Below are 25,457 nucleotides of genomic sequence, written 5' to 3' on the forward strand. Positions count from 1 at the left end.
TGCGCTGGCCCTCAGTATTGTGACCACGCTGGTCAGCCTGCTGATTCCATTATTAACGAAGCAGCTTGTCGACGGATTTTCCATGTCAAACCTGTCAGGCACGCAAATCGGGCTGATCGCGCTTGTTTTTTTCGTACAGGCCGGTTTAAGCGCCTATGCCACCTATGCGCTTAACTATAATGGACAAAAAATCATTTCCGGGCTGCGGGATTTATTATGGAAGAAATTAATTAAGCTCCCTGTCCCTTATTTCGATACAAACGCTTCCGGAGAAACCGTCAGCCGCGTGACGAATGATACGATGGTGGTCAAAGAATTGATCACAACCCATATCAGCGGGTTTATTACAGGCATCATTTCAGTCATTGGATCTCTGACAATCTTGTTTATTATGAATTGGAAGCTGACACTGCTTGTATTAGTTGTCGTTCCGCTTGCCGCTCTAATCCTAATCCCGATTGGCCGGAAGATGTTCACCATTTCTCGGGAAACGCAAGATGAAACAGCCCGTTTTACCGGCCTGCTGAATCAAATCCTTCCGGAAATCAGACTCGTCAAGGCTTCAAATGCGGAGGTTGTCGAATATGGCGCGGGAAACTGGGGATTTCTTCATTATTTAAACTGGGAGTTCGTGAAGCCAAGGTTCAGTCGCTTGTCAGTCCGCTTATCTCACTTGTATTAATGGCAGCACTTGTGGCAGTCATCGGATACGGGGGCATGCAGGTCTCATCAGGCGAGCTCACTGCCGGAGCGCTCGTGGCCTTTATTTTATATTTGTTTCAAATTATTATGCCGATGGGCCAGATCACAACGTTTTTTACACAGCTGCAAAAATCAATCGGCGCAACCGAACGGATGATTGAGATTTTGTCAGAAGAAGAGAAGATACTGTCACAGGAAAACAAATCGAAAACGCGCATTTGCCTATCCAGCTTGATCGTGTGTCTTTTGGATATAAGCCTGATCAGCTGATTTTGAAAGAGATCAGCGCCGTCATTGAAGCAGGGAAAGTAACAGCGATTGTCGGTCCGAGTGGCGGAGGAAAAACAACATTGTTTAAGCTGCTTGAACGTTTTTATTCACCGACTGCAGGGATCATTCGGCTGGGGAAGAGCCGGTTGACACTTACTCGCTTGAATCGTGGCGGGAGCATATCGGGTATGTATCACAGGAAAGCCCGTTAATGTCAGGAACGATTAGAGAAAACATTTGCTACGGGTTAGAACGTGATGTAACGGACGCTGAGATCGAAAAGGCCGCGGAGATGGCATACGCGCTCAATTTCATAAAGGAGCTTCCGAATCAGCTTGATACGGAGGTAGGCGAACGCGGCATTATGCTGTCAGGCGGACAAAGGCAAAGAATCGCGATTGCGAGAGCGCTTCTCCGAGATCCGAGCATTCTCATGCTTGATGAAGCGACCTCAAGCCTTGACAGCCAATCTGAAAAATCAGTCCAGCAGGCGCTCGAGGTGCTGATGGAGGGCCGCACAACGATTGTCATCGCTCACCGCCTCTCTACTGTTGTAGACGCGGACCAGCTGCTGTTTGTTGAAAAAGGAGAAATTACCGGACGGGGAACCCATCATGAATTAATGGCTTCGCATGATCTATATAAAGATTTTGCTGAACAGCAGCTCAAAATGAACGCGGATTTAGAAAACAAAGCCGGGTAAATTTTGGTCGAATCAGCCAGCAAAAAAACGGGGGGATTTTCCCAATCCTTCCTTTTGAACTATTGAGGGGCTGACGATTTATGGTATACTACTGACGGTAATATTGTATAAAAACGGAGGGTAGTTGTGGGAAAACACACTTCTGAACATAAAAATCACGCACAAATTGTCCAGCTGCTTCAAGATGGACAATATTTTTTTCATAAAGGCTTGAAAGCGTATAAAGAGCGCAATCTGAAACGGGCAAGCAAACTGATTCAACGCGCGGTTCATTTGGAGCCGGAGGATTCAGAGATGCTTTCGCAGCTTGCGGTCATTTATTCAGAAATGGGCCAATATCAAGAGTCGAACGATCTTCTTGATTATATTATGGCAAATCTGGAGACCGAAATGCCGGAGTGCCATTACTTTAAAGCGAATAATTTTGCCCATCTGGGACTCTTTCAAGAAGCTTATAAAGAAGCGGCCGCTTATTCAGATGCGATCCGGACGGGGAATTCGCTGAAGAAAACGATAGTCTGCTTGAATTGCTAGATTTAGGAGACGGCGGGCCTGAGGATTCTCTGTATGATCAGGATGAATTGCTGGTGAAACAGGATCGGGCAAAGTCCCTCTTGGAAAGCGGCCAGCTTGCTGAAGCTGTGGCGGCGCTTGAGGAAATCACAGCTGAATCCGGAGCTTTGGTCAGCATACAACAATCTGGCGCTCGCCTATTTCTATTCAGGCAACATCGTTAAAGCAAAGGAAACCGCTTATCAAGTGCTCAGTCATAATGAAGGAAATCTTCATGCCTTATGCAATCTTCTCGTTTTCTACTATTATGAAAGAGAAGACGAAAAAGTGGCGGAATTGAGTGACCGGCTTTCTAATGTGTATCCGATGCTATTGGAACAGCGATACAAACTTGGAGCTACTTTGGCGCTGTCGGCCGCTATGAGCTCGGATATAAATGGCTCAAGTCATTATATAAAAGCGGTTTTGAAGGCGATGACACATTCTTTTACTGGCTCTCGTGCTCCGCTTATTTTACAGGGCATACTGAATTCGCCGAGACGATCTGGAGAAAAGTCGAGTCGCAATATCCCGGAGAAGACCGCCCGGCTCCCTGGGTTGAACGGAGGGAAGCACTCCCTTCATCGGTAGAGCAGCGTCTCGCAGCCTATTATATCAGCAGCACAAAGGGAGAAACGGAGCATCTTGAAGCGGTGATACACTCGAAGAGAATCACCGCTCCTTTCGAAAATCATTTTGTAAGGCTGCTCTTGAATGGAGAATCGGCGGCTGCTGATGTATCAGAGGATGCGCTTTTCGCTTATCAAACCGTCAAATTATTGGAGCAAGCTGAAAAAGAAGAAATGAAAACAGAGGTCATGAGCTGCTGGGTGTTCCATGTCATTCAGCAAATCCGGGCTGCCGTTCCATTGAAAAATGAGAAGGGCTGGGCAGCTGCGATTTGTTATATTTGGAAAGAAGCTCACGGAAAACATGATACGAAAAAAGACACAGCGGCCCGATTTGGCATCTCTCCGGCAACGCTGACGAAATATATGAAATATATTGATGATATTCTAGAATAGAATATTTTGAAGAGTCGATTTGTATAATCGACTCTTTTTTTATTTGATAGATTATAGTAATAGAATAATATCGACAGTTTTTTTAGGTGTTTAAGAAAAATGACAAACGATGAATGACTTGACATCTGTTTGAAACACAAATGTAATAAAATTTATCGCTAATTTGTCGAAACTTGATGGTATAATGATTCTCGTACATAAGGAATTAGTGTTTTTTACATATGATGTGAAATAAACGCTATACAGCCAGAATAAGAGATACACAGAAACATTAACCATAAACAACCATCATTCCTCGTAGAGTATGAGGAACGAAACTTGATGTTTAAAATACGATTCCACATGAGAACAGGTTCACAGTAAAGGGGAGATATTAAAAGTGAGAAAGAGTTTATTGACACTTGGTTTGGCTTCCGTCATCGGGACAAGCAGTTTTTTGATCCCATTTACAAGTAAAACTGCATCGGCGGAAACATTAGATGAAAAGAAACAAAATATCGAAAGCAAGCAATCTGAGGTTGCTTCCAGCATAGAAGCGAAGGAAAAAGAATTAACTGCGCTTCAGGAAAATCAATCAAAGATTGAAAAAGAACTAAAAGACATTAACGATAAGGCGCTTAATACAAGCAACGAGATCGAAGATAAAAAAGAAGAAAACGCTAAAACAAAGAAGAAATCAAAAAGCTGAAAAAAGAGATTAAAGAAACAGAAGCCCGTATTGAAAAGCGTAACGAAATCCTGAAAAAACGCGTTCGTTCTTTACAGGAAAGCGGCGGATCTCAAGGATACATAGATGTCCTTTTAGGGTCAACAAGCTTTGGTGACTTTATCTCTCGCGCGACTGCGGTTTCATCAATTGTTGATGCAGACAAAGATTTAATCAAGCAGCAAGAGCAGGATAAAGCGAAACTTGAAGATTCTGAAGCGGATTTGAATAATAAGCTGAAAGAAGTTCAAGCTGCATTGGCTAAATTAGAAACCATGCAAAAAGAGCTTGATAAACAGCTTGATGAAAAAGACAAGCTATTCGAAGAAGCAAAAGCAAGCCAGAAGAAAACGGCTGACGCGATTTCTGAATTAAAATCAGAAGCGTCTGAGCTTGCGAACCAAAAAGCAGATACCGAAGCAGAACAAGCACGCATCAAAAAAGAACAAGAAGCTGCGGCTGCTTTGATCAAAAAGCAGGAAGAAGCGCAAAAAGCATCTGATGAGACACAAACAGCTACAACTGAAACAGCAAGCTCATCTCATGATGATTCTTCAAACAACAATTCTTCTAAGAGTTCATCAAACAGTTCGTCTAACAGCTCATCTTCTAAGAAGAGAAGCAGCTCAAACAGCAATTCAGGCGGCACTGTCATCAGTAACTCAGGCGGAATTGAAGGCGCGATCAGCGTTGGTTCAAGCATTGTCGGAAGATCACCGTACAAATTTGGCGGCGGACGCTCTCAGTCTGATATCAACAACCGTATTTTGACTGCTCATCATTCGTACGCTGGGCATACGCTTCTGCAGGTGTCAACCTTGGACCTGTCGGCGGAACAACAACTGATACGTTAGTTGCTAGAGGACAGCTGTCAGCGCGTCTGAAATGAAGCGCGGAGACTTAGTTTTCTTGACACATACAAAACAAACGGTCACGTTGGAATTTACTTAGGAAACGGTACTTTCCTAAACGATAATTCATCTCACGGTGTATCTATTGACTCAATGAGCAACGTTTACTGGAAAAAGGCATTTAAAGGCGTTGTAAGACGTGTTGTTCAATAATAAATAAGACAAGGGCCTTCTTGAACAGAAGGCTCTTTCTTTATTAATACATATACCCTTTTAAAAAACATTTAATCATGATCAGAAAAAAATGAGCAAAAAAAATAGCGTATCACCCTGAGATTTTATAGGATATGGGTAAGGTATACGTTAGATGGGGACTCTTATCATATAAAGAAGCGCCCCAACTTGAAAAAGACGTGTTAAGGAGTGGATAGTGTGTCAGAAGAAAAAGTATATGACGTGATTATTATCGGCGCGGGTCCTGCTGGGATGACGGCCGCTGTATACACATCAAGAGCAAATTTATCGACATTAATGATTGAAAGAGGAATTCCAGGCGGGCAAATGGCCAATACGGAAGATGTAGAAAACTATCCTGGATTCGAAAGCATTCTCGGACCTGAGCTTTCTAACAAAATGTTCGAACACGCGAAAAAATTCGGCGCTGAATACGCTTATGGCGATATTAAAGAAGTGGTTGACGGAAAAGAGTACAAAGTGGTAAAAGCCGGTTCTAAAGAATATAAAGCGCGTGCAGTGATCATTGCCGCAGGTGCGGAATATAAGAAAATTGGCGTGCCTGGCGAAAAAGAATTGGGCGGCCGCGGCGTGTCTTATTGTGCGGTATGTGACGGCGCTTTCTTTAAAGGCAAAGAGCTTGTCGTTGTCGGCGGCGGAGATTCCGCTGTGGAAGAAGGCGTGTATCTGACACGTTTCGCTTCAAAAGTAACGATTGTTCACAGACGTGACAAACTCCGTGCGCAAAGCATTCTTCAAGCGAGAGCATTTGATAATGAAAAAGTTGACTTCCTTTGGAATAAAACCGTGAAGGAAATTCATGAGGAAAACGGCAAAGTCGGCAGCGTAACGCTTGTTGATACAGTAAACGGTGAAGAAAGTGAATTCAAAACAGACGGCGTATTCATTTACATCGGCATGCTTCCTCTGTCTAAACCGTTTGAAAATCTGGGCATTACGAATGAAGAGGGCTACATCGAAACAAACGACCGCATGGAAACAAAGGTTGAAGGGATTTTCGCTGCCGGAGACATTCGCGAAAAATCACTGCGCCAAATCGTAACGGCTACAGGAGACGGAAGTATTGCGGCACAAAGCGTACAGCATTATGTCGAAGAGCTCCAAGAAACGCTGAAAACTTTAAAATAAAAGGCTGTCATACGAGTTTCACATTACGTTACTGGGTTTTAATTCCGCTGTAACAGTTGTGTAATGCTTTTCGGTTATGATTAATAACGTAATTGACCCCCTTTTTATAATGAATACACTTTTTTGGCACGGATTCTCCAGTTATCCGTGTCCTTTTTTTGTCCAAAAATAAAAGGCGGTTGCCTATTCCATAAAAATCACCTGAATTCATGAATGAATATGCTGTAAAATAAGAAAAGATTGTCAATGTCTCTTCATTGTGGGAGGCATCTTGAAGCGGTATAATAAAGAGACGATGACAGGACGAGAAGGTTAGGTGAACGTACTTGCAAAGAGTGACAAATTGTGTGCTTCAGACGGATGACAAGGTCCTTCTGCTGCAAAAGCCGAGACGCGGCTGGTGGGTCGCGCCGGGAGGCAAGATGGAGAGCGGGGAATCAGTCAGAGATTCCGTCATCAGAGAGTACAGAGAAGAGACAGGTATCTATATCATAAACCCTCAGTTAAAAGGCGTTTTTACCTTTATCATTAAAGAAGGTGACCAGATTGTCTCTGAGTGGATGATGTTTACGTTTGTCGCTGATTCATATACCGGACAAAATGTATCCGAATCAGAGGAAGGCAAATTGCAGTGGCACAATATTGAGGAGATTCAAAACTTGCCTATGGCCCCGGGAGACGGCCATTCTTGATTTTATGATGAAGGGCCAAGGGCTGCTGCACGGCACCTTTACGTATACACCGGACTTCAAGCTGCTCAGTTATCGTTTAGATCCGCAGCATATCAAGTAAAAAGTAGTCAGGGGGAGAAAGATGAGCGTTAGTGAATCACATGATATTCAGCTAGTCATTATAACCGGAATGTCGGGAGCGGGAAAAACGGTCGCCATTCAAAGCTTTGAAGACCTCGGCTATTTCTGCGTCGATAATCTTCCCCTTCATTGCTTCCGAAATTTTTAGAGCTGATGAAGGAATCAAATTCGAAAATGAGCAAGGTTGCGCTCGTGATGGATTTGCGCGGCCGTGAATTTTTTGACCGGCTGATTGAGGCGCTGGATGAGATGGCGGAAAATCCGTGGATTACTCCTCGTATTTTATTTTTAGATGCAAAGGATTCCATCTCGTCACGAGATATAAAGAAACGAGACGTTCGCATCCGCTGGCATCGACTGGCCTGCCGCTTGAGGGCATTGGCTGGAACGGGAGCTGCTTGAGGAATTAAAAGGCCGCTCTCAAATCATTTATGATACGTCAACATGAAGCCGCGTGATTTACGTGAAAAAATCGTACAGCACTTTGCGTCAAACCAAGGAGAAACATTTACCGTGAATGTCATGTCATTTGGTTTTAAATACGGTATCCCGATTGACGCAGACCTCGTCTTTGATGTCAGATTTTTGCCGAATCCTTACTATATTGAAAGCATGCGTCCGCTGACTGGCAAGGATAAAGAGGTTTCTCTTACGTCATGAAGTGGAATGAAACGCAGAAGTTCAATGAAAAATTGATCGATCTGCTGAGCTTTATGCTGCCTTCATATAAAAGAGAAGGAAAAAGCCAGGTTGTCATTGCGATCGGCTGCACAGGGGGCCAGCACCGCTCTGTGACACTTGCCGAACATTTAGCTGATTATTTCAAGAAGGATTACTATTCTCATGTTACTCACCGGGACATTGAAAAGAGAAGCCGGAAATAAGATGGAACAAAAACCGAAAATCGCAATCTTTGGCGGCGGTACGGGTCTTTCTGTATTGCTCCGGGGCTTGAAGCATAAACCAGTTGACATTACGGCCATTGTGACAGTTGCCGATGATGGAGGAAGCTCCGGGCGTCTGCGCAATGAACTGAAAATTCCGCCACCCGGAGACATCAGAAACGTGCTTGCCGCTTATCCGATGTCGAGCCGCTTGTGAAGATCTCTTTCAGCACCGCTTCAATAAGGGGAATGACTTAACAGGCCATTCTCTCGGGAATTTGATTTGGCAGCGATGACGAATATAACCGGTGATTTTTTCACGCTGTCACAGAAATGAGCAAGGTGCTGAATGTAAGAGGAAAGGTTTTGCCAGCTGCTAATGCCAGTGTCGTTCTGCATGCAGAGATGGAAGACGGCCGCGTGGTCTCAGGCGAGTCCACGATCCCGGCGTACGGACAGCGCATTAAGCGTGTGTTTCTTACGCCGGAACATATTGATCCGCTGCCGGAAACGATAGAGGTAATCAGGGAAGCGGATTTGATTATTATCGGCCCGGGTAGCCTCTATACAAGCATTCTTCCCAATTTGCTCGTTCCAAAAATCGGGGAAGAAGTCATAAAGGCGCCGGCGAAAAAAGTATACATTTGCAACGTGATGACTCAGCCCGGCGAAACGCTCCATTACACCGCTGCTGATCATGTAAAAGCGCTCAATCAGCATATGGGCTGCGATTTCATTGATACGATATTAGTGAACAGTGAAGACATTCCTGACGAAATCAAACGTAAGTACGAAATGGAATCGGCGCGCCCTGTTGATTTTGATATCGAAGAGCTAAAAGCGCTAGGGCTGGAAGTCATCAGAGATCAAATCGTAACGCATAAAAATGACGTAATTCGTCACGATACACATAAAGTGGCCTCTCTTCTTGTCGATTTACTAAAAGAATGAAGCCTTGAAATGAGGTGGCTATATGTCATTTGCATCAGAAACAAAAAAGAATTAACGAATTTGGAAGTGAAAGACTGCTGCATTAACGCAGAGCTGTCTGCGCTTATCCGGATGAACGGAGCATTATCCTTTACAAACCGCCATCTCGTACTTGATGTTCAAACTGAAAATGCGGCGATTGCCCGCCGCATCTATACATTGCTGAAAAAACAATATATGTGTCGGTCGAGCTGCTGGTCAGAAAGAAAATGCGGCTGAAGAAGAATAACGTCTATATTGTGCGTTTTTCGGAAAATGCCAAAACAATTTTAGAGGATTTAAAAATACTCGGGGAGAATTTTGTGTTTGAACGAAGTATTTCGGAAGAGCTGGTCAAAAAGAGATGCTGCAAACGTTCTTATATGAGAGGGGCATTTTTGGCGGGAGGTTCGGTCAATAATCCGGAAACCTCCTCGTATCATTTAGAAATCTTCTCTCTTTATAAGGAGCATAACGATTCATTATGCGACCTGTTAAATGAGTTTCAGTTAAACAGCAAAACGCTCGAACGGAAAAAAGGCTATATCACTTATTTAAAAGAGGCTGAAAAGATTACCGAATTTCTGAACGTCATCGGTGCCCACAATTCGCTGCTGCGATTTGAGGATGTCAGAATCGTCAGGGATATGAGAAATTCGGTCAATCGCCTCGTGAATTGTGAAACAGCCAACTTAAACAAAACGATCGGCGCTTCGCTCAGGCAGGTGGAAAATATCAAATACATCGATGAAAGAATCGGCTTGGATGCGCTTCCTGAAAAGCTTCGGGAAATCGCGCAGCTGCGGATTGATTATCAAGAAGTGACGCTGAAAGAACTAGGGGAAATGGTAACAAGCGGGAAAATCAGCAAATCAGGGATCAATCACAGGCTGAGAAAACTTGACGAAATCGCAGAACAGCTGCGGACAGGGCAAACCGTCACTTTAAAATAACCGTAAAGAAAAGGGGAGATCTTATGGTTCAACAGAAAGTGGAAGTTCGATTAAAGACAGGACTGCAGGCGCGTCCTGCTGCTTTGTTTGTACAAGAGGCAAACCGGTTTACGTCAGATGTGTTTCTTGAGAAGGATGGGAAAAAAGTAAATGCAAAAAGCATCATGGGGCTGATGAGCCTTGCGGTAAGCACAGGCACTGAGGTTACCTTGATTGCCCAGGGAGAAGACGAACAAGAGGCGCTGGAAAAGCTGGCTGCTTATGTTCAAGAAGAAGTTTAGGTGATAAAAATGAGTGATTTTTTAAAAGACTGTTTTCAGAAAATCGGCTGGGAGAAAGACCATGTCAGCTTCGGCGATCTCCCCCTTTTTCTCGAAGCAATGGCATACCGTTTTCCATTTGAAAACCGTGCCGTACTCGCAAAAGAGAATTATAAGGTAACAAAAGAAGAGCTGTTGCGCCGTCTGGTCAAAGAACAACGGGGCGGCCTGTGCTACGATTTAAATGGTTTGCTTTATTTTGTCCTGCGTGAGGCCGGGTTTCATGTGAAGCTCATTCGGGAACGGTTTATGCAGGAAAACAAGAAGAGTGGGCATTAGACGGGACGCATGCTGCTGTATGGCTGTCTGCGGAAAAAGGCGAGTACATCGTTGATATCGGCTTCGGCATCAACCTGGCGCTCCAGCCGATACCGCTTTCTGGAGAAACGGTACAATCACCTGTCGGGTCATTTCGAATCAAAGAAGAAGAAACAGAAAAGGGCAGCCATGTTCTATTGATGGACAAGGGAGACGGCTGGCAAATCGGTTACGCTTTTACCCTTGATGAGAGCGATGCCGGTGATTTAGATGACATGAAGGACATGATTCACTCTCATGAAAAATCTCCTTTAACAAATCACCGCTCGCTTCAAAGCTGACACCAAACGGACGGATGGTCATGACAGACCGCCATTTCACGATTCATGAAAACGGCGGTGAAGGCCAAAAACGTGACATCGGCCCTTCAGCGTTTGAAGAGAAATTAAATACTTATTTTTTGTAACGTGAAAAGCTTGCAGCATGTCTGCAAGCTTTTTCTTATGAACATGTATGATTACTACATCAAATGCATCATCTGGAACATATAGTTTTCCCTTTTCATATTGATAAGGAATTTGATGCTCTTTAAAGCACTCTTTTTCGTATTCAGTTAGTGTATCCCCAATTTCTATGTATTTTCCGGTATAGCTGGGCTGACATGCTGAAAGAATTGACGTTATTGTCAGAAGCAGCATAATTTTCTTCATGACGACACCTGCTTAACAGCAAATTTTTCCTTTTCATTCTATCATAACGTATGGAAAAAGACCATTTGCGATTCTGCCACATGCTATAATGAATTTGGAATCTTCTAGAAAAGTCATCGCGACATACATGTAAGGGGGATAAACGTGTATCGGATTTTGCTTGTGGAAGATGATGACCGGATTGCTTCTTTGCTGGGCGGACATCTTCAAAAATACGGATATGAAGTGAAAATAGCTGAACAGCTGAATGATATAAAATATGAATTTATAGAAATGAAACCGGATCTTGTCCTGCTTGATATCAATCTTCCTTTTTTTGACGGGTTTTATTGGTGCAGGCAAATCCGTACCATTTCCAATGCGCCGATTATCTTTATATCGGCACGAACCGATGAGATGAACCAGGTCATGGCGATAGAAAATGGGGGGGATGATTATATCACGAAACCATTCCATCTAGAGGTAGTGTTGGCCAAGATCAAAAGCGTCCTCCGCCGCACGTATGGTGAATACTCGCCTTCTTTGTCACAGGAATCAAGAATAGTGGAGGTTGGCGGGCTCACGATTTATCCTGATCAGAATGAGGCGGAGTGGAACAGCACCCGCATTTTGTTTTCACAAAAAGAATTCCAGCTCTTATCCATTTTCGTGAAAAAACATAAAAAAATCGTCTCCCGTGATGAATTATTGGAGGCGTTATGGGATGATGTTGATTTTGTCGATGATAATACGTTAACGGTCAATGTCAATCGGCTGCGGAGAAAACTGGAAATGCCGGACTGAAAAATTGCATTACAACGATCAGGGGACAAGGCTATCAATTTCAAGTCAATCGGAAGGGTGAACCGGAGTGTTAAAGACTTATCTCATTGACCGCTTAGCCATTATTTTATTTTCATTATTAGGGATAGGGACCGCCATGCTGATTGCGTATTTAAGCATCATAGAGAGCGGCGCAGAGCCTCCCGCAGAAAATATGATGTACATATGGATTTTGCCCGGTGTTCTTTTAGCCGCCGGTTTTGCCGCTGATTATGTTCGGCAGTTTTCCTTTCTCACTTATGTCAAAAAGCTTGCGGAACAAGCGTCTTCTTCGAATGACATCGGCCAGTCTTTGAAAGCCCGAAAGCCAAGAACTCGAGAGCAGGCGCTTTGGACGAACATGATCAACGCACTCGGTCGGCAATACGAAGGCAGGCTCTCACACTATACGAATCAGCAAAAACAGCATTATACCTTCACCAATCAATGGGTTCACCATATGAAAACACCGGTTTCTGTCATTTCCTTAATGATTCAAGAAGGAAAAAACGGGACCGCTTCTTCTTTTCCAACGTTTTTAGAGGAGCTGGAAGATGAAAATGAGAGATTTCGCCATGGGCTTGATATGATGCTGCAGACGGCCCGGCTGGAGGAATTTGCGTTTGATGTAAGGCCGCAAACTTTCGATTTAAATGAGCTTGTCCGTTCACTTATTAACCAGGAAAAACGGCAGTTTATCAAACGGCGCCTTTTCCCAACATTACATGTGCCGCCAAACCCGGTTCAGATTTCGAGCGACCAAAAATGGCTTTCTTTTGTTGTCGGGCAGATCCTTTATAATGCCTTGAAATATTCAAGGCAAGGGGTGGGAGACCATATTACAATCCGGATAGAAACAGTGGGCCATGAAACGCGCCTGTCGGTTGCTGATGAAGGCATTGGCATACCGCCGCAGGATCTGCCGCGGATTTTTGACGCGTTTTTTACCGGGGAAAACGGAAGAAGCATGAAAGAGGCAACGGGAATGGGTCTTTATTTAGCAAAACAAGTGTGCAGCCGGCTTGGCCATCAGCTGTATGCAGAATCAGAACAAGGGACGGGCACTGTGATGACCATCGTGTTTTCAAGTGACACCCTAGTGAATGTGACAGCTTTGTAAGATTGGAGAGCGGAATTGCAAGAAAGTTCGATGGGAGGCTGCCGACTTCCTTTTTATAATAAAGAAAAAGGAGGAGCAGAACATGAATGTGCTACAAACAACGAACCTGTCGAAAACGTACTATTCAAATAAAGGAACAATATCGTATCAAGCGCTCAGCGACTTTGATCTTAGCGTGGCGAAAGGAGAATTTGTCGGAATTATGGGGCCGTCGGGAAGCGGAAAAACCACGCTTCTGAATGTGCTGGCTACCATTGATAAGCCGACCCAGGGTGAGATGATGATTAACGGCATTCAGCCGAAAACGTTAAAGGATCAGGAGCTGGCTCTGTTTCGCAGAAGAGAACTCGGCTTTGTCTTTCAGGACTTTAATCTGCTTGATACGCTGACCGTTCGGGAAAATATCCTGCTGCCGCTCGCACTGGATAAGGTAAAGCTGAGAGAAATGGAAGCCCGTTTGGATGAATTGGCTGATGCATTGCAAATCAAGCATATTCTCGACCATCGGACTTATGAGGTGTCGGGCGGGCAGCAGCAGCGCGCAGCATGTGCCAGAGCCATTATACACAATCCGGCGCTCATTCTAGCCGATGAGCCGACTGGCAACCTTGATTCAAAATCGGCAAAGCAAGTGATGAACACACTGGCTCAGCTGAATGAAGAAAAGGAAGCGACGATTCTACTGGTCACACATGATGCAACAGCGGCGAGCTTCTGTAAACGGATTGTCTTTATTAAGGATGGCCGTTTCTTTTCAGAGATTCACAGAGGAACAAATCAGCAGGTGTTTTATCAAAGTATATTGGATACCTTGAGCGTGTTGGGAGGCGATTTTCATGAATTTGAGAACCATCGCCCGTAAAAACATACTTGGGAACCTGCAGCGATATGTCGCCTATTTTTTAAGCTGTGTGTTTGCCGTTTCGGTGTTTTTTATCTTCACATCTTTCATTTTTCATCCGGATGTCAATGAAGACAATATATATGGCGGAAGCCTTGTCAAAACGTGCTTGAGCGCGGCTCTTGTCGTCATCATTGTGTTTTGTATATTTTTTATCTCCTATTCGAATTCGGCGTTTTTGCAGGCGAGAAAGAAAGAGTTTGGGCTGCTGACACTGTTCGGAACATCAAAACAGCAGCTCCGCAAGATGATTTATTATGAGCAGTCTCTGATCTCTCTTGCGGCGATTGCTGCTGGCATTGGAGCGGGGCTGTTATGTTCAAAGCTGTTTTTCATGATCATGACATGGATGCTCAGCGTGAAGGTTCCGATATCGTTTGTCATTGTGCCGAAAGCGTTTGTGATGACGGCTGCGGGCTTTCTCATCCTGTTTCAGGCATTGCTCATTTTTTCGCTGGCACGGATTCGAAAGCTTGAAATCATTGAGTTGATGAAATCGGCCCAAAAGCCGAAAAGCTTGCCGGCCTATTCGAAATGGCTCACTGTGCTGTCCTTGTTATGTCTCGCTGGCGGTTATTATCTGTCTGCCACTGCTAATGCGATTGATATGGTATTTCGTGTTTTTCCGATTTTGATTCTCGTGTTAATCGGGACGTATTTCTTTTTTACACAAAGCGGTGTTGCATTTTTCCGCATGCTGTACAGAAAAAAACACAGTTTCTATAAAGGCACGAATATCATTGTCCGTTCCAATATGATCTTTCGGCTGAAGGATCACGCCCGCATGTTGTTTTTAACGTCTGTCATAACAGCGGTCATACTTACAGCTACAGGTGTCATCTATATGTTTTATGCAGATTTGCAAAGGCAGGAGGAGCAAAGCATTCCTCAGGCTGTTGCATGGGTGGAAAAAGACGCTTCCCATTTTCAGGTGATGGAGCCTGCAAGAGCGGAGAGCACACTGAGAAAAGCGGGTGCTAAAATCAAGTATAAAGTAAATGCGACAGGGATTCCTGTCACTTTTCAATCAGACCTGCCGTATAAAAACAAGAAAACGGAAGCGAAAGCCTTGCTGATTTCAGAGAAAATCTATAATCAAGTCGCAAAGGAAAAAGGTTTCCCTGTTATTCATTTGCAAGAAAATGAAGCGTTTATCAATGTTCCGTTTCAGATGATGGTGAAAGATACATTTGGAGAAGGGGAAACAGCAGCATTTCAGATGAAGTCAGGAAAAACACTTTCCTATGTCATGAAAAAGCAGCAAAACAAAGGGATATTGATGTCAGTCGGTGGAGTCAGCCGTTTATTGGTCGTCAGCGAAAAGAGCTTTGCCAGCCTGTCACAGGATGTGCCGCTGAAGCAGCAGATGCGAGTAGTCGGTTACGAGCTTGAGCATTGGCAGGAGACGGTGGATGTCTCTAAAAAACTTGAAAACATGGTGCCGAAAGAACATGTATCTGATTTTCAAACACGTGCCCCCAGTTATCAGATTGTAAAGCAGGCCGTGGCATTAACGCTGTTTATAGGAATGTTTGTCAGTGTGCTGTTTTTTGTCGTGCAAGGAAGCATGCTGTATTTGCGGATGTTTACGGAAATAGAGGATACGAGGGTACAGGTGTTGGCATTAAAGAGGATAGGAATTACGGACAAAGAGATTCATGCCATTCTAGGAAAACAAATGGGGTTTTTGTTCTTCATCCCATTTATTGCGGGTACCATTCATGCAGGATTTGCGTATGCGGCGTTAAGCAATATGCTGTCTTCAAACTTATTTCTGGAGGCCGTACTGGTCATCTTCGTTTATTTTGTGTTTCAGGCGGTATATTATCTTGTCACCCGCCACATCTATAAGCGTGCCGTTCTGCAGCATATTCCATTTTAACACCCGGTCTGTATCAGACCGGATGTTTTTTTATTATTGAAATTCTTTTGTGAGATGTTTCGGTGTTTGCCCTTGGAGGGCTGCGATCATGTTTCGGCAGCCTGTTTGCACATGTTGAAGCGCACTTTTGCTGTTGCGGAACCGATATGAGGAAGCAGCGTGACGTTATCTAGCTGTAAGAGCGGATTATCTTGTGTGACAGGCTCTTTGTCGTATACATCTAGGCCGGCTCCCCTAATCCAGCCTTCCTGAAGGGCGCGAATCAATGCTTTTTCATCAACTGTCTTTCCCCGGGAAATATTGACGAAAATTGCTGAGTTCTTCATCATCTTAAATTCGCGTTCTCCTATCATGTGATACGTTTCATCAGTCAGCGGCGTAATGAGCAGAATAAAATCAGACTGTTCGAGCAATGTATCAAGCTCAGCGTACTTGACGCCGATGCTGTCTTCCGTTTCTTGTTTGCGATGGCGGTTATGATAAAGCACTTCCATATCGAAGCCGAATTTGGCGCGTTTTGCGGCTTGTTCACCGATTCTGCCCATCCCGATAATGCCTAATGTCTGATGATGAACATCAATGCCGAAAAGCGCTTCCTCATCAACTGTTCCCCATTTTCCGGATCTGACGAATCGGTCCAGTTCAGCAACACGTCTGGCGGAAGATAGAATCAGAGAAAAGGCCAAGTCCGCAACTGTGTTATCCAGTGTATAAGGTGTATGAGTGCCGGCGACATCTCTTTCTTTCATGGCTTCTATATCGAAGTTATCATAGCCTACGGATTGGTTGCTGACCACTTTAAGCTTTGGCGCATGTTCCAGCAATTCACGATTGATTGACGGTCCGGACGTTCCTGACGTTAAAAGCCCTTCTGCTTCTTTTAATTTCTCAAATAGCACGTCATTTGGAAGTGTATCCTCCCTCCATATTTCATAACGGCAATGTTCACCGATGAATGATTCAATCTCTTCAGGAATCGGTTTAGTGATGAATACAAATGGTTTCAACAAGGCTCCCCCTTTATGGCTGTTGTCTATTTTATTATATCGGAAATAAATATTTGTTAAAATGATAGCTGTGTTCAATTTAATTTCTGGTTCTTTTGAACTTAAAATGAATCTGAAAACTGGGTAAACAGTTAAAATTGCTTTAAAAAGTTTTTTAATTATCTGAATTCACCTATATTTTTTGTCAGACAAACCACGATTATGCGAGCTGAATCCAGACTATAGGATTCAATAAATATAAATTTTATTATCTTTGAAAGATATAAATGTGTATGTTTTGTTTCTACCGTCCATTTATAGTGTCTTTTTTGAAAGCCGTTTCACTTCGTGTTCCTATGCTATAATTCCTTACTGTAAGCTGGGTAAGAAGGCTTGCAATATCATATGGATGGGAGATGAATCAAAATGGTTTCTTTAACATCAATTTTGGAACACAATCAGCGGTTTGTCAGAGAGAGGAAGTATGAACCGTACAAAACGACAAAATTTCCTTCAAAAAAGCTCGTCATTGTCACCTGTATGGATACACGGCTCACCGAACTTCTTCCGCAAGCAATGGGACTGAAAAACGGCGATGCTAAAATTGTAAAAAACGCGGGAGCCATCGTTTCTCACCCATTTGGAAGCGTGATGCGCAGCATACTGGTGGCAATTTATGAACTGCAGGCTCAAGAGGTGTGCATTGTCGGCCACCATGAATGCGGGATGTCTGGACTGAATGCGTCCTCGATTCTCGAGAAAGCAAAGGAACGCGGAGTGGAAGAGAGCTGCCTGAATTTGCTGGCGAGCGCCGGACTTGATTTGAAAACATGGCTGACCGGTTTTCACAGCGTAGAAGAAAGCGTTTCCCACAGTGTGAATTTGATCAAGAACCATCCGCTGCTGCCGAAACAGGTGCCGGTTCACGGTCTTGTCATTCACCCTGAAACAGGAAAACTTGATGTGGTCATTAACGGTTATGAAACTGAGCTCATAAACACTCAATCATAAGGGGGTTATAGCAAAATATGCGATTCTCAGGGAGATTCAAGGACTATAATTTGCAGAAATTTCAGAAAGACTTGATTGCAGGTATCGTAGTAGGTGTCGTGGCAATTCCTTTAGGGATGGCGTTTGCCATTGCCTCGGGAGTTCAGCCTGAATACGGGCTGTACACTGTTGTTGTGGCGGGGATTTGTATTTCTTTGTTTGGGGGATCCAAATATCAAATTGGCGGTCCTACAGGCGCCTTTGTCCCGATTCTATTTGGCATTGTGATGCAGTATGGCTTTGAGAACCTGTTGATCGCAGGGTTTATGGCGGGAGTGATGCTGGTGCTGTTCGGGCTGTTTAAGCTCGGAAAAATAATGAAATTCGTGCCGAAACCTGTTATCGTCGGTTTTACAGCCGGGATTGCCGTGCTGATCTTTACAGAGCAAATCGCTAACTTTCTTGGTTTGAGTCATGTTGAGAAACATGAAAATTTTCATCACAATATGTTTGAAATTGCACAGAACCTTGGCACCTTTAACGTGTATGCCATTTTGACAGCGGTGATTGGGCTCGTCATTTTGCTTGTATCCGCGAAAGTGATGCCGAAAGTGCCCGGCGCTTTATTGGCGCTTCTTATTTCGACATTGGTCGCGGTTGTCTTTTTCCCTGACCGCATGGCAACGATCGGATCAACGTATGGAGAAATTCCCCGTCATTTGCCGGAATTTCAGTTTCCTGAGCTGACATTGGATAAAATGGTGATGCTGTTTCCGGCGGCGCTTGTCATCGCGCTTCTTGGCGGCCTTGAGTCGATTTTGTCCGCGATGGTCGCTGATAACATGAAGGGCTCAAAGCATGACAGCAATAAGGAGCTTGTCGGCCAGGGGATTGCGAATATGGCTGCGCCGCTGTTCGGTGGAATCCCGGCTACGGGAGCGATCGCCAGAACGGCGACCAATATTAAAAACGGAGCGGTTTCGCCTGTTTCCGGCGTCGTTCACGGTGTAGTCGTTCTTCTTGTCCTGCTCGTATTCGCGCCTTATGCATCGCATGTGCCGCTTGCCAGTATGGCGCCGATCCTCATGGTCGTCGCATGGAATATGAGTGAGCGCAAGGAGGTCGCGAATATGCTGAGACTGAAGACCGCTGATTCCTTTATTTTGGCGGCGACCTTTGCGCTAACGGTTCTGTTTGATTTAATCGTCGGTGTGGCAACCGGCTTGCTCCTCGCATTTGTGTTCTTCATCAGAAGAATGAGCGAAGCGACCCGCATCCACAATCAGGAATCGCATCCTGTTTTGGCGAATGCGGCAAAGAGAGAAGACCCGTCTGTCAGCATGTATACTATAGAAGGGCCGCTGTTTTTTGGGTCCATTGATTCGCTTGAATCTTCACTGCTGGAGCATGTGCAGAAAAAGCCGAAGACCCTTATTCTGCACATGAATAAGGTGCACTACATGGATACGTCGGCTGAAGCAGTGCTTGGGAACATTATGAACCGAATTAAACGCCACAACGGAAAGCTGATGATTGTAGGATTGCAGTCGCAGCCGAAGGAGCTGCTGCATAAAACAGGCCTGTTTCACAAAATAGGAAAACAGCATTTCTTTGATCATCATGATGAAATCACAGGTTAAAAAAAGCGGCCATTGCGGCCGCTTTTTCATGCATGCTCAAAACGTTTGGTCAGTTTTTCTTGGTGGGTTTTGATGATCTCTTCTAAGGAGACATCGTACATATCAGCAAGGATGGCAATATTTCCAATGACATCTCCCATTTCCTCAATCAATTCTTGTTTTTGCTCAGCACGTGTCGACTCTTTCTCATCAGGCCGGTCTCTCCCGATTTCATATGCTCTGACAGCACGGGCCAGTTCACCGGCTTCCTCCATTAAAAAGCCGACTCGAATAAACGGTCCGTACTCTGTCCAGCCTCTTTTTTCGTAAAATTCCTTCATCCATTTCTCCGCATCAGCCAGCTGCAACATCATCACTCCGCATTCTTATGTATTTCATATTGATATTATCACATGAAGGTGGGACAATATATAGTGTGTTTTTGAATGTATGGCACGATATATAGATACGGAGATGAAAAAAATGAAAACCATTTGTGTATTTGCGGGGTCAAACCCGGGGGGAAATGAAGCGTATAAACGAAAAGCGGAAGAGCTTGGCGCCTACATGGCTGAGCAGGGAATCGGCCTTGTCTATGGGGGCTCCCGCGTAGGCTTGATGGGCGCGATTGCTGACGCAATAATGGAAAACGGCGGGACTGCGATCGGGGTCATGCCGAGCGGTTTGTTCAGCGGGGAGGTTGTCCATCAAAACCTGACTGAGCTGATTGAAGTAAACGGGATGCATGAACGGAAAGCCAAAATGAGCGAGCTGGCTGACGGTTTTATCGCCATGCCGGGCGGTTTCGGTACATATGAAGAATTGTTTGAAGTGCTTTGCTGGGCACAGATCGGCATCCACAAAAAGCCGATCGGACTGTACAATGTCAACGGATATTTTGAACCGATGATGAAAATGATCAAATACAGCATTCAAGAAGGGTTTTCTAACGACTCGCACCTTAAGCTGATCCACAGCTCTTCACGGCCGGATGAGTTAATTGAGCAAATGCAGAATTACTCGTATCCGATTTTAGAGAAAAAGTGGACGGAAATCTAAAAAGTAATGAAAAAACCTGCAAGAGACATAGCTCTTGCAGGTTACAGTATTACTTTTGCTCTTCTGTGTTGCGAGTCAGAATTTTATCAATCAAGCCGTATTCGAGCGCTTCTTCAGCAGACTTGAAGTTATCGCGGTCTGTGTCGCGTTCGATCACTTCAAGCGGCTGGCCAGTACGCTCAGCAAGAACTTTGTTTAATTTGTCGCGAAGCAAGAGAATGCGTTTCGCGGCAATTTCAATTTCTGTCGCCTGACCTTGCGCACCGCCAAGCGGCTGGTGAATCATGACTTCACTGTTTGGTAGCGCATAGCGTTTGCCTTTTTCTCCGGCAGCAAGCAGGAACGCGCCCATTGATGCAGCCATACCGATACAAATGGTAGATACCTTCGGCTTAATAAACTGCATGGTATCATAGATCGCCATACCGGCTGTAATTGAGCCGCCCGGGCTGTTGATGTAAATAGAAATATCTTTTTCAGGGTCTTCCGCTTCTAAGAATAAAAGCTGTGACACGATGGAGTTCGCAACGTTGTCATCAATCGCAGATCCAAGCATGATGATACGATCCTTCAATAGACGAGAATAAATGTCATACGCTCTTTCCCCGCGGTTCGTTTGTTCAATGACTGTAGGTATTAAATTCATAATGCTCCTCCTTCACCTTTTAGGTAAGTATGTAGTTACATGATACATTTTTGGTCAATAAAGGTCAAACAAAAAGCTGGCTTGACACGCAAAGTCTTCTCTTTTTCCCATTTTCCCCAAAAATACAAGGGTTCAAACCATCGTATGCCAGATTGCCAAATAAGATGATGTGATAGATGAAAAAACGGTCTGCTGAAATAGAGGGTTGTTATTTGGATGAACTTATCGTATAATGGGTTGTGCTGACGTTCTCATTACGCAGTCCATATGCGCTCGTAGCTCAGTTGGATAGAGCGGTGGTTTCCGGTACCACGTCTGTCGGGGGTTCGAATCCCTCCGAGCGCGTCCAATAGAACAGCAGAAAGACAAGGGTTTGGCATTTTGCCGCTCTTGTCTTTTTTGTTTGATGTTAAAATTTTTCTCTTCGATACATATATTTTCCTCCTGCTGGGCACGTTAGAGATGTGCGATATTGACATTTGCAAGGAGGATGAAATATGGGTATTTTAAGCGGAAATCCGCAAGAGGAACCGATGCATTATGGTGAGGTTTTCAGCTTGTGGAGTTATGTGATGGCAGGCAACAAAATGATCGGCAATTACCAGATGTTATTGCATCATGTCGGTGATGACGATTTGAAAAAGCTGCTTCGTGAGTCCATTGAGAAGTGCCAAGATGAAGTGAAACAAGTCAGCAGCATCCTGAAGGAAAACGGGGTGGCGCTCCCGCCGGCTTCTCCTGAACCGCCGGCAGCGGATCTGAACGATATTCCGCCGGGCGCGCGGTTTCTCGATCCGGATGTGGCAGTCTCATCAGCAGCGCAAAATGCCGCAGGGCTAGTGACATGCAGCAAAATCATGGGAGAGTCAATTCGCGAGGATATTGCCATGATGTTTGGGCAGTTCCATATCTCTAAAGCGGCAACCGGCGCAAAATACTTAAGGCTGCTAAAAAACAAAGGCTGGCTCATCCCGCCGCCGCTTCATCTTCACAACCATCAAGACGAGGCTTAATGGCAAGGGCATATACAGTTGTATATGCCTCAGCGTGTCGACAAACCCTCGCATTCGTTGTCAGGCCTGCGCGTCGGTGCTCACGAATGACGAAAGGAACGGCGGCTAAATGCTTAAGCGTCCTGCCTAAACGCCGCCGTCATCATATCCTGTGAAAGTCTGCTCCGATGCTCGTCCTTCCTAGACTTCAAGGGTTTTCAATCACGCTGAAAAGATGACAAAATCCTAAAACGAAAACCGTTTTAGGATTTTGTCAACAATCTGGGGCATATACAGTTGTATATGCCTTTATTTTATGATGAAGACGTAAGACGCAGGCCGATGACACCGGCAAGGATAAGGCCCAGACAAATCAGCTGTGAAAGCTGAAAACGTTCCTTAAACCAGATAAAGCCGACTGCAGATACGCCAATGCTGCCAATGCCGGTCCAGACGGCATAAGCGACTCCAGCAGGCAGGATCTGCATCGCTTGTGAAAGGCAGTAAAAGGATAAGCCAAATCCAACAGTCATTACAATGATCGGCCACTTTTTTCTTGTTCCATCTATATATTTCATGGCGACGGCAGCTATAATTTCTTCTATGCCGGCAACGACTAATAAAAACCATGCCATTACGAGTCACCTCCCGACTGTGTTTTGCTTTCTTTCGTGAAGAGCTTCATTCCTAAAATACCAGCCAGCAATAAAGCTAAAAAGAACATTTGCGCTGCTGAGAAGGATTCGCCCAAAACAACGCCGGTGATATATGTTCCGACAGTTCCGATTCCGACAAATACAGTGTACGCCGCAGCCATGGGGATTTTTCGATAAGAGCGGATCAACAGCATAAAGCTGATCGCGATCAAAATCAAAATCATGATCCAATCCAAAAGCGAATCGGCATGTTTGAGGGAAGAGGCCCAAACCACTTCTAAAAGTCCTGCAATCAAAACAAGCACCCAGTTCAAAATAAACACCTCTCATTTTATGAATGAACGTCAGTCATTTTTATGCCAGTAAAAAATGAGCGGTATTACCAGTCATTTTTTACACTGTAGCTAAGCTCCGTTTTAAGAAAGTAAAGATTTCTTTTTTAGTCACTTCAATATTTTCATCTTGTTCAAATCCGATATAGAATCGTTCAGCTGTGTTCTCGACCAAGTTGATAATCGTTCTGGCCGTCCATTTTGCATTGATTCCTTCCGTTACCTCGCGGCTTTCCATCGCCTTATGGATGACTTTTTCGAGCCAGGAATAATAAGGCTGATAGATCGTCTCCCATTTTTCCATGGAGTGGTCGATCGCAAGCCCGGAGTAACAGAGAACGATAATATCCTTATGGCGTTCGGTAATGAGAAATGTCTCATCAATTAATATATCTAAAACGGTCCAAAAATCCTCGTCTCCATGCAGCCTTCCTTTGATTTGGTCCAGCGTATGGGTGAGAAGATTTTCTGCGATTGCCGGGATGAGGGCATTTTTAGATGAGAAATACAAATAGAACGTTCCTTGGGCAGTGCCGGCCTTTTTGACAATATCTGATATAGAGGCTTTGTCGAGACCTTTTTCAGAAATCACGTCAATGGCAGCCTGCAGAATTTTTTCATATTTGCCCGATGTATGTTTTGGCATAAGGAATCCCTCCATTACTGACTGACTTTCATTCATTTTATAGCCGGTTTATTTGTTTGTAAAGAATAAAGAAGCAAGAAAACCTCTTGCTTCTTTATTGATCATAATCAATGGCGGCTTTCGGGAGCCCGGTATACTTTGCCCAGTAGTAAATCGCAATTGAGCCGATGGCGACCAAAATTAGGTCGACGGGATTGCTGATGATGCCTAAACCGTGTCCGAAAGAACCGATGTAGGAAAAGACCAGCATCATGATATAAAACCCGATCAGCCACCAGGCAGATTTCAGCTGCTGGGCAAGACTGACATCTTCTTGAGGCGCATATTTGCTGAAAAAGAGATAAACCAAAAACATGATGAGCTGTGAACCGAGCAGCCAAGAAACGGTCGTCCATCCTGACCAGTACACGATAAAGGCCGTGAAGATAAAGGAAAGCGGCCCGATAATGCTCATTCCTCTTAAATAAAACGGCCTGTTCAAGTCCTTCGCATTCACCCTGAGCGCTGCTGAGCAAATGGGTGCGATCGCATAGGAAAGGATGAGTGCGACAGAACAGACATTGACGAGCGCGTTCCACGAAGGGAAGGGGAGCGTCCAGAAAATCGACATGGCAAACGATAGCCAGAGTGAAGCGCGTGGTGTTCCGGTTTCTTTATTGACCTTTGAAAATATGCGAAATAATGTGCCGTTCCGCGCCCAGGCGTAAACAAGGCGAGACGTCGTATTCATAAAAATATTCCCGTTTCCACCCGGTGACAAAATAGCGTCTAAAATGACAAGCGTTGCAAGCCAGCCCAAACCGAGCATGACCGCAATATCTTTAAACGGCAATGAAAACTCCCGTCCGATTGCAGGCCAGCCGTTTTTAAGCGTTTCTGTCGGGATTGCGCCAATAAAAGTGACTTGCAAAACAGTATAAATGATGGTGGAAACGATGATGCAAACGATTAAAGCGATCGGGATGTTGCGTTTTGGATTTCGCACTTCGCCTGCAACAGCCACAATCGGGTGCAGGCCCAGGTACGCAAACATCACGCCCCCTGTCGATATCGCAGCCTGAATACCTGTAAAACCAAACGGCGCAAATCCTTCAACAGATAAATTTTGTGCGTTAAAATGAAAGATCAACACGATAATGATCGTAATCGGGACAATATATTTAAAAATCGATATGATGAAATTGGCCTTGGCGAAAGTTTTGACACTCCAATAATTCAGGAGAAAAAACAAGCATAGCAAGGCAAATTGCAAGAGCCAGCCTGCAATGGTCGGTGAATCAGAGCCTTCTTTGGTCAGGCCGGGAAACCAATAGGCCACGTATTGCCGGACTGCCGTGACTTCAATCGAAATCAGGCTTGTATAAGCGACAATTGTGACAAATGAAATTAAATAACCGACAAGGTGACCATGTGAATAAACGGGGTATCGAATGATGCCTCCGGTACGGGGCAGAGCGGCTCCGAGTTCAGCGTACACGAGCCCGATTAACAGAATGATAGCTCCGCCGATGATCCAGGAAAAAGCGCCGGAGGGCCCCGCTTTTGAGGCGACATTGCTGACAGCGAACAGCCACGCTGACCCAAAGATTGCCCCCATCCCAACCAAAATCAGATCAAACAGTGACATTGATTTTTGAAAATTTCCTTGTTTAGACATCCGCTTCCTCCTTTGCAACCAGCCTTATATTCCTTACAATGCCCAATATGCAGGAGAGAATACCGCTCTCAT

Annotated in this window: 15 protein-coding genes, 1 tRNA gene and 11 pseudogenes; 19 read left to right on the plus strand and 8 right to left on the minus strand. The window is 44.6% G+C overall.

Annotated elements, in window-relative coordinates:
• Nucleotide 1 precedes the first annotated feature (1 nt).
• The 10 genes and pseudogenes from bmrA to BV11031_RS00055 all read left to right on the plus strand — a co-directional run.
• Nucleotides 2–1,675: pseudogene (gene bmrA, locus BV11031_RS00005) on the plus strand (multidrug resistance ABC transporter ATP-binding protein/permease BmrA); the annotation flags it as partial.
• A 126-nt stretch (nucleotides 1,676–1,801) separates the two neighbouring features.
• Nucleotides 1,802–3,252 (plus strand): annotated as a pseudogene (locus tag BV11031_RS00010) (tetratricopeptide repeat protein).
• A gap of 379 nt (nucleotides 3,253–3,631) precedes the next feature.
• Nucleotides 3,632–5,022: pseudogene (gene cwlO, locus BV11031_RS23145) on the plus strand (peptidoglycan DL-endopeptidase CwlO).
• Between the two features lie 219 nt (nucleotides 5,023–5,241).
• Entirely contained in the window at nucleotides 5,242–6,192 is a 951-nt protein-coding gene (trxB, locus tag BV11031_RS00020) for a thioredoxin-disulfide reductase (RefSeq protein ID WP_010328708.1), read from the plus strand.
• 326 nt (nucleotides 6,193–6,518) lie between these two features.
• Nucleotides 6,519–6,984 (plus strand): annotated as a pseudogene (locus BV11031_RS00030) (NUDIX domain-containing protein).
• Nucleotides 6,985–7,005: 21 nt separating this feature from the next.
• A pseudogene (gene rapZ, locus BV11031_RS00035) lies at nucleotides 7,006–7,888 on the plus strand (RNase adapter RapZ).
• A 1-nt stretch (nucleotide 7,889) separates the two neighbouring features.
• Nucleotides 7,890–8,839, plus strand: a pseudogene (gene mgfK, locus BV11031_RS00040) (gluconeogenesis morphogenetic factor).
• 22 nt (nucleotides 8,840–8,861) lie between these two features.
• Nucleotides 8,862–9,810, plus strand: a pseudogene (gene whiA, locus BV11031_RS00045) (DNA-binding protein WhiA).
• Nucleotides 9,811–9,833: 23 nt separating this feature from the next.
• On the plus strand, nucleotides 9,834–10,091 hold the full coding sequence (locus tag BV11031_RS00050; RefSeq protein ID WP_003219835.1) for an HPr family phosphocarrier protein: 258 nt from the start codon (nucleotides 9,834–9,836) through the stop codon (nucleotides 10,089–10,091).
• Nucleotides 10,092–10,854, plus strand: a pseudogene (locus BV11031_RS00055) (arylamine N-acetyltransferase family protein). It begins immediately after the preceding gene.
• 49 nt (nucleotides 10,855–10,903) lie between these two features.
• Here BV11031_RS00055 and BV11031_RS00060 read toward each other — a convergent pair.
• Nucleotides 10,904–11,098 (minus strand): annotated as a pseudogene (locus tag BV11031_RS00060) (hypothetical protein); the annotation flags it as partial.
• Between the two features lie 144 nt (nucleotides 11,099–11,242).
• Here BV11031_RS00060 and BV11031_RS00065 point away from each other — a divergent pair.
• The 4 genes and pseudogenes from BV11031_RS00065 to BV11031_RS00080 all read left to right on the plus strand — a co-directional run bounded on the left by BV11031_RS00065 (nucleotide 11,243) and on the right by BV11031_RS00080 (nucleotide 15,802).
• A pseudogene (locus tag BV11031_RS00065) lies at nucleotides 11,243–11,955 on the plus strand (winged helix-turn-helix domain-containing protein).
• Nucleotides 11,949–13,019 (plus strand): HAMP domain-containing histidine kinase, encoded by a 1,071-nt coding sequence (locus BV11031_RS00070; protein WP_010328700.1) that lies wholly within the window; start codon nucleotides 11,949–11,951, stop codon nucleotides 13,017–13,019. Before BV11031_RS00065 ends, BV11031_RS00070 begins: the two are co-directional and overlap by 7 nt.
• Nucleotides 13,020–13,101: 82 nt before the next feature.
• Nucleotides 13,102–13,881 (plus strand): lantibiotic ABC transporter ATP-binding protein PsdA, encoded by a 780-nt coding sequence (gene psdA, locus BV11031_RS00075; protein WP_010328699.1) that lies wholly within the window; start codon nucleotides 13,102–13,104, stop codon nucleotides 13,879–13,881.
• The gene (locus tag BV11031_RS00080) at nucleotides 13,856–15,802 is read left to right on the plus strand and encodes an ABC transporter permease (RefSeq protein WP_010328698.1); all 1,947 of its coding nucleotides are present in this window, start codon (nucleotides 13,856–13,858) and stop codon (nucleotides 15,800–15,802) included. Before psdA ends, BV11031_RS00080 begins: the two co-directional genes overlap by 26 nt.
• A 33-nt stretch (nucleotides 15,803–15,835) precedes the next feature.
• Here BV11031_RS00080 and BV11031_RS00085 read toward each other — a convergent pair.
• Nucleotides 15,836–16,812 (minus strand): annotated as a pseudogene (locus BV11031_RS00085) (2-hydroxyacid dehydrogenase).
• A 402-nt stretch (nucleotides 16,813–17,214) separates the two neighbouring features.
• Between BV11031_RS00085 and BV11031_RS00090 the strand changes: the two are divergent.
• Nucleotides 17,215–17,799, plus strand: coding sequence for a beta-class carbonic anhydrase (locus BV11031_RS00090; protein ID WP_010328696.1), 585 nt, complete (start codon nucleotides 17,215–17,217; stop codon nucleotides 17,797–17,799).
• 17 nt (nucleotides 17,800–17,816) lie between these two features.
• Nucleotides 17,817–19,418, plus strand: a complete 1,602-nt coding sequence (locus BV11031_RS00095; protein ID WP_010328695.1) for a SulP family inorganic anion transporter — start codon at nucleotides 17,817–17,819, stop codon at nucleotides 19,416–19,418.
• 26 nt (nucleotides 19,419–19,444) lie between these two features.
• Here the strand turns inward: BV11031_RS00095 and BV11031_RS00100 are convergent, their stop codons facing one another.
• Nucleotides 19,445–19,765, minus strand: a complete 321-nt coding sequence (locus BV11031_RS00100; RefSeq protein WP_010328694.1) for a MazG nucleotide pyrophosphohydrolase domain-containing protein — start codon at nucleotides 19,763–19,765, stop codon at nucleotides 19,445–19,447.
• 115 nt (nucleotides 19,766–19,880) lie between these two features.
• Between BV11031_RS00100 and BV11031_RS00105 the strand changes: the two genes are divergently transcribed.
• Nucleotides 19,881–20,456, plus strand: coding sequence for an LOG family protein (locus BV11031_RS00105; RefSeq protein WP_010328693.1), 576 nt, complete (start codon nucleotides 19,881–19,883; stop codon nucleotides 20,454–20,456).
• A gap of 49 nt (nucleotides 20,457–20,505) precedes the next feature.
• On the opposite strand, the gene clpP is transcribed toward BV11031_RS00105, so the two are convergent.
• Nucleotides 20,506–21,102, minus strand: coding sequence for an ATP-dependent Clp endopeptidase proteolytic subunit ClpP (gene clpP / locus BV11031_RS00110; protein ID WP_003219849.1), 597 nt, complete (start codon nucleotides 21,100–21,102; stop codon nucleotides 20,506–20,508).
• Between the two features lie 269 nt (nucleotides 21,103–21,371).
• Between clpP and BV11031_RS00115 the strand changes: the two genes are divergently transcribed.
• Nucleotides 21,372–21,447: transfer RNA gene (locus BV11031_RS00115), tRNA-Arg, on the plus strand.
• Between the two features lie 152 nt (nucleotides 21,448–21,599).
• Complete coding sequence (locus tag BV11031_RS00120) at nucleotides 21,600–22,115, plus strand: DUF3231 family protein (RefSeq protein WP_010328692.1); 516 nt, start codon at nucleotides 21,600–21,602, stop codon at nucleotides 22,113–22,115.
• A 293-nt stretch (nucleotides 22,116–22,408) separates the two neighbouring features.
• On the opposite strand, the gene BV11031_RS00125 is transcribed toward BV11031_RS00120, so the two are convergent.
• From BV11031_RS00125 to aspP, 4 genes are all read right to left on the minus strand, one after another.
• Entirely contained in the window at nucleotides 22,409–22,729 is a 321-nt protein-coding gene (locus BV11031_RS00125) for a DMT family transporter (RefSeq protein ID WP_010328691.1), read from the minus strand.
• Nucleotides 22,729–23,064, minus strand: a complete 336-nt coding sequence (locus BV11031_RS00130) for a DMT family transporter (protein WP_010328690.1) — start codon at nucleotides 23,062–23,064, stop codon at nucleotides 22,729–22,731. The genes BV11031_RS00125 and BV11031_RS00130 overlap by 1 nt, the downstream gene beginning before the upstream one ends.
• A 79-nt stretch (nucleotides 23,065–23,143) precedes the next feature.
• Nucleotides 23,144–23,728: a TetR/AcrR family transcriptional regulator gene (locus BV11031_RS00135; protein ID WP_010328689.1), complete on the minus strand. Its 585-nt coding sequence runs from the start codon at nucleotides 23,726–23,728 to the stop codon at nucleotides 23,144–23,146.
• 94 nt (nucleotides 23,729–23,822) lie between these two features.
• Nucleotides 23,823–25,385, minus strand: a complete 1,563-nt coding sequence (gene aspP, locus BV11031_RS00140) for an aspartate/proton symporter AspP (protein ID WP_010328688.1) — start codon at nucleotides 25,383–25,385, stop codon at nucleotides 23,823–23,825.
• Between the last annotated feature and the right edge of the window lie 72 nt (nucleotides 25,386–25,457).

Origin of the sequence: Bacillus vallismortis (genome assembly GCF_004116955.1) — a bacterium.
Taxonomy (GTDB): Bacteria; Bacillota; Bacilli; order Bacillales; family Bacillaceae; genus Bacillus; species Bacillus vallismortis.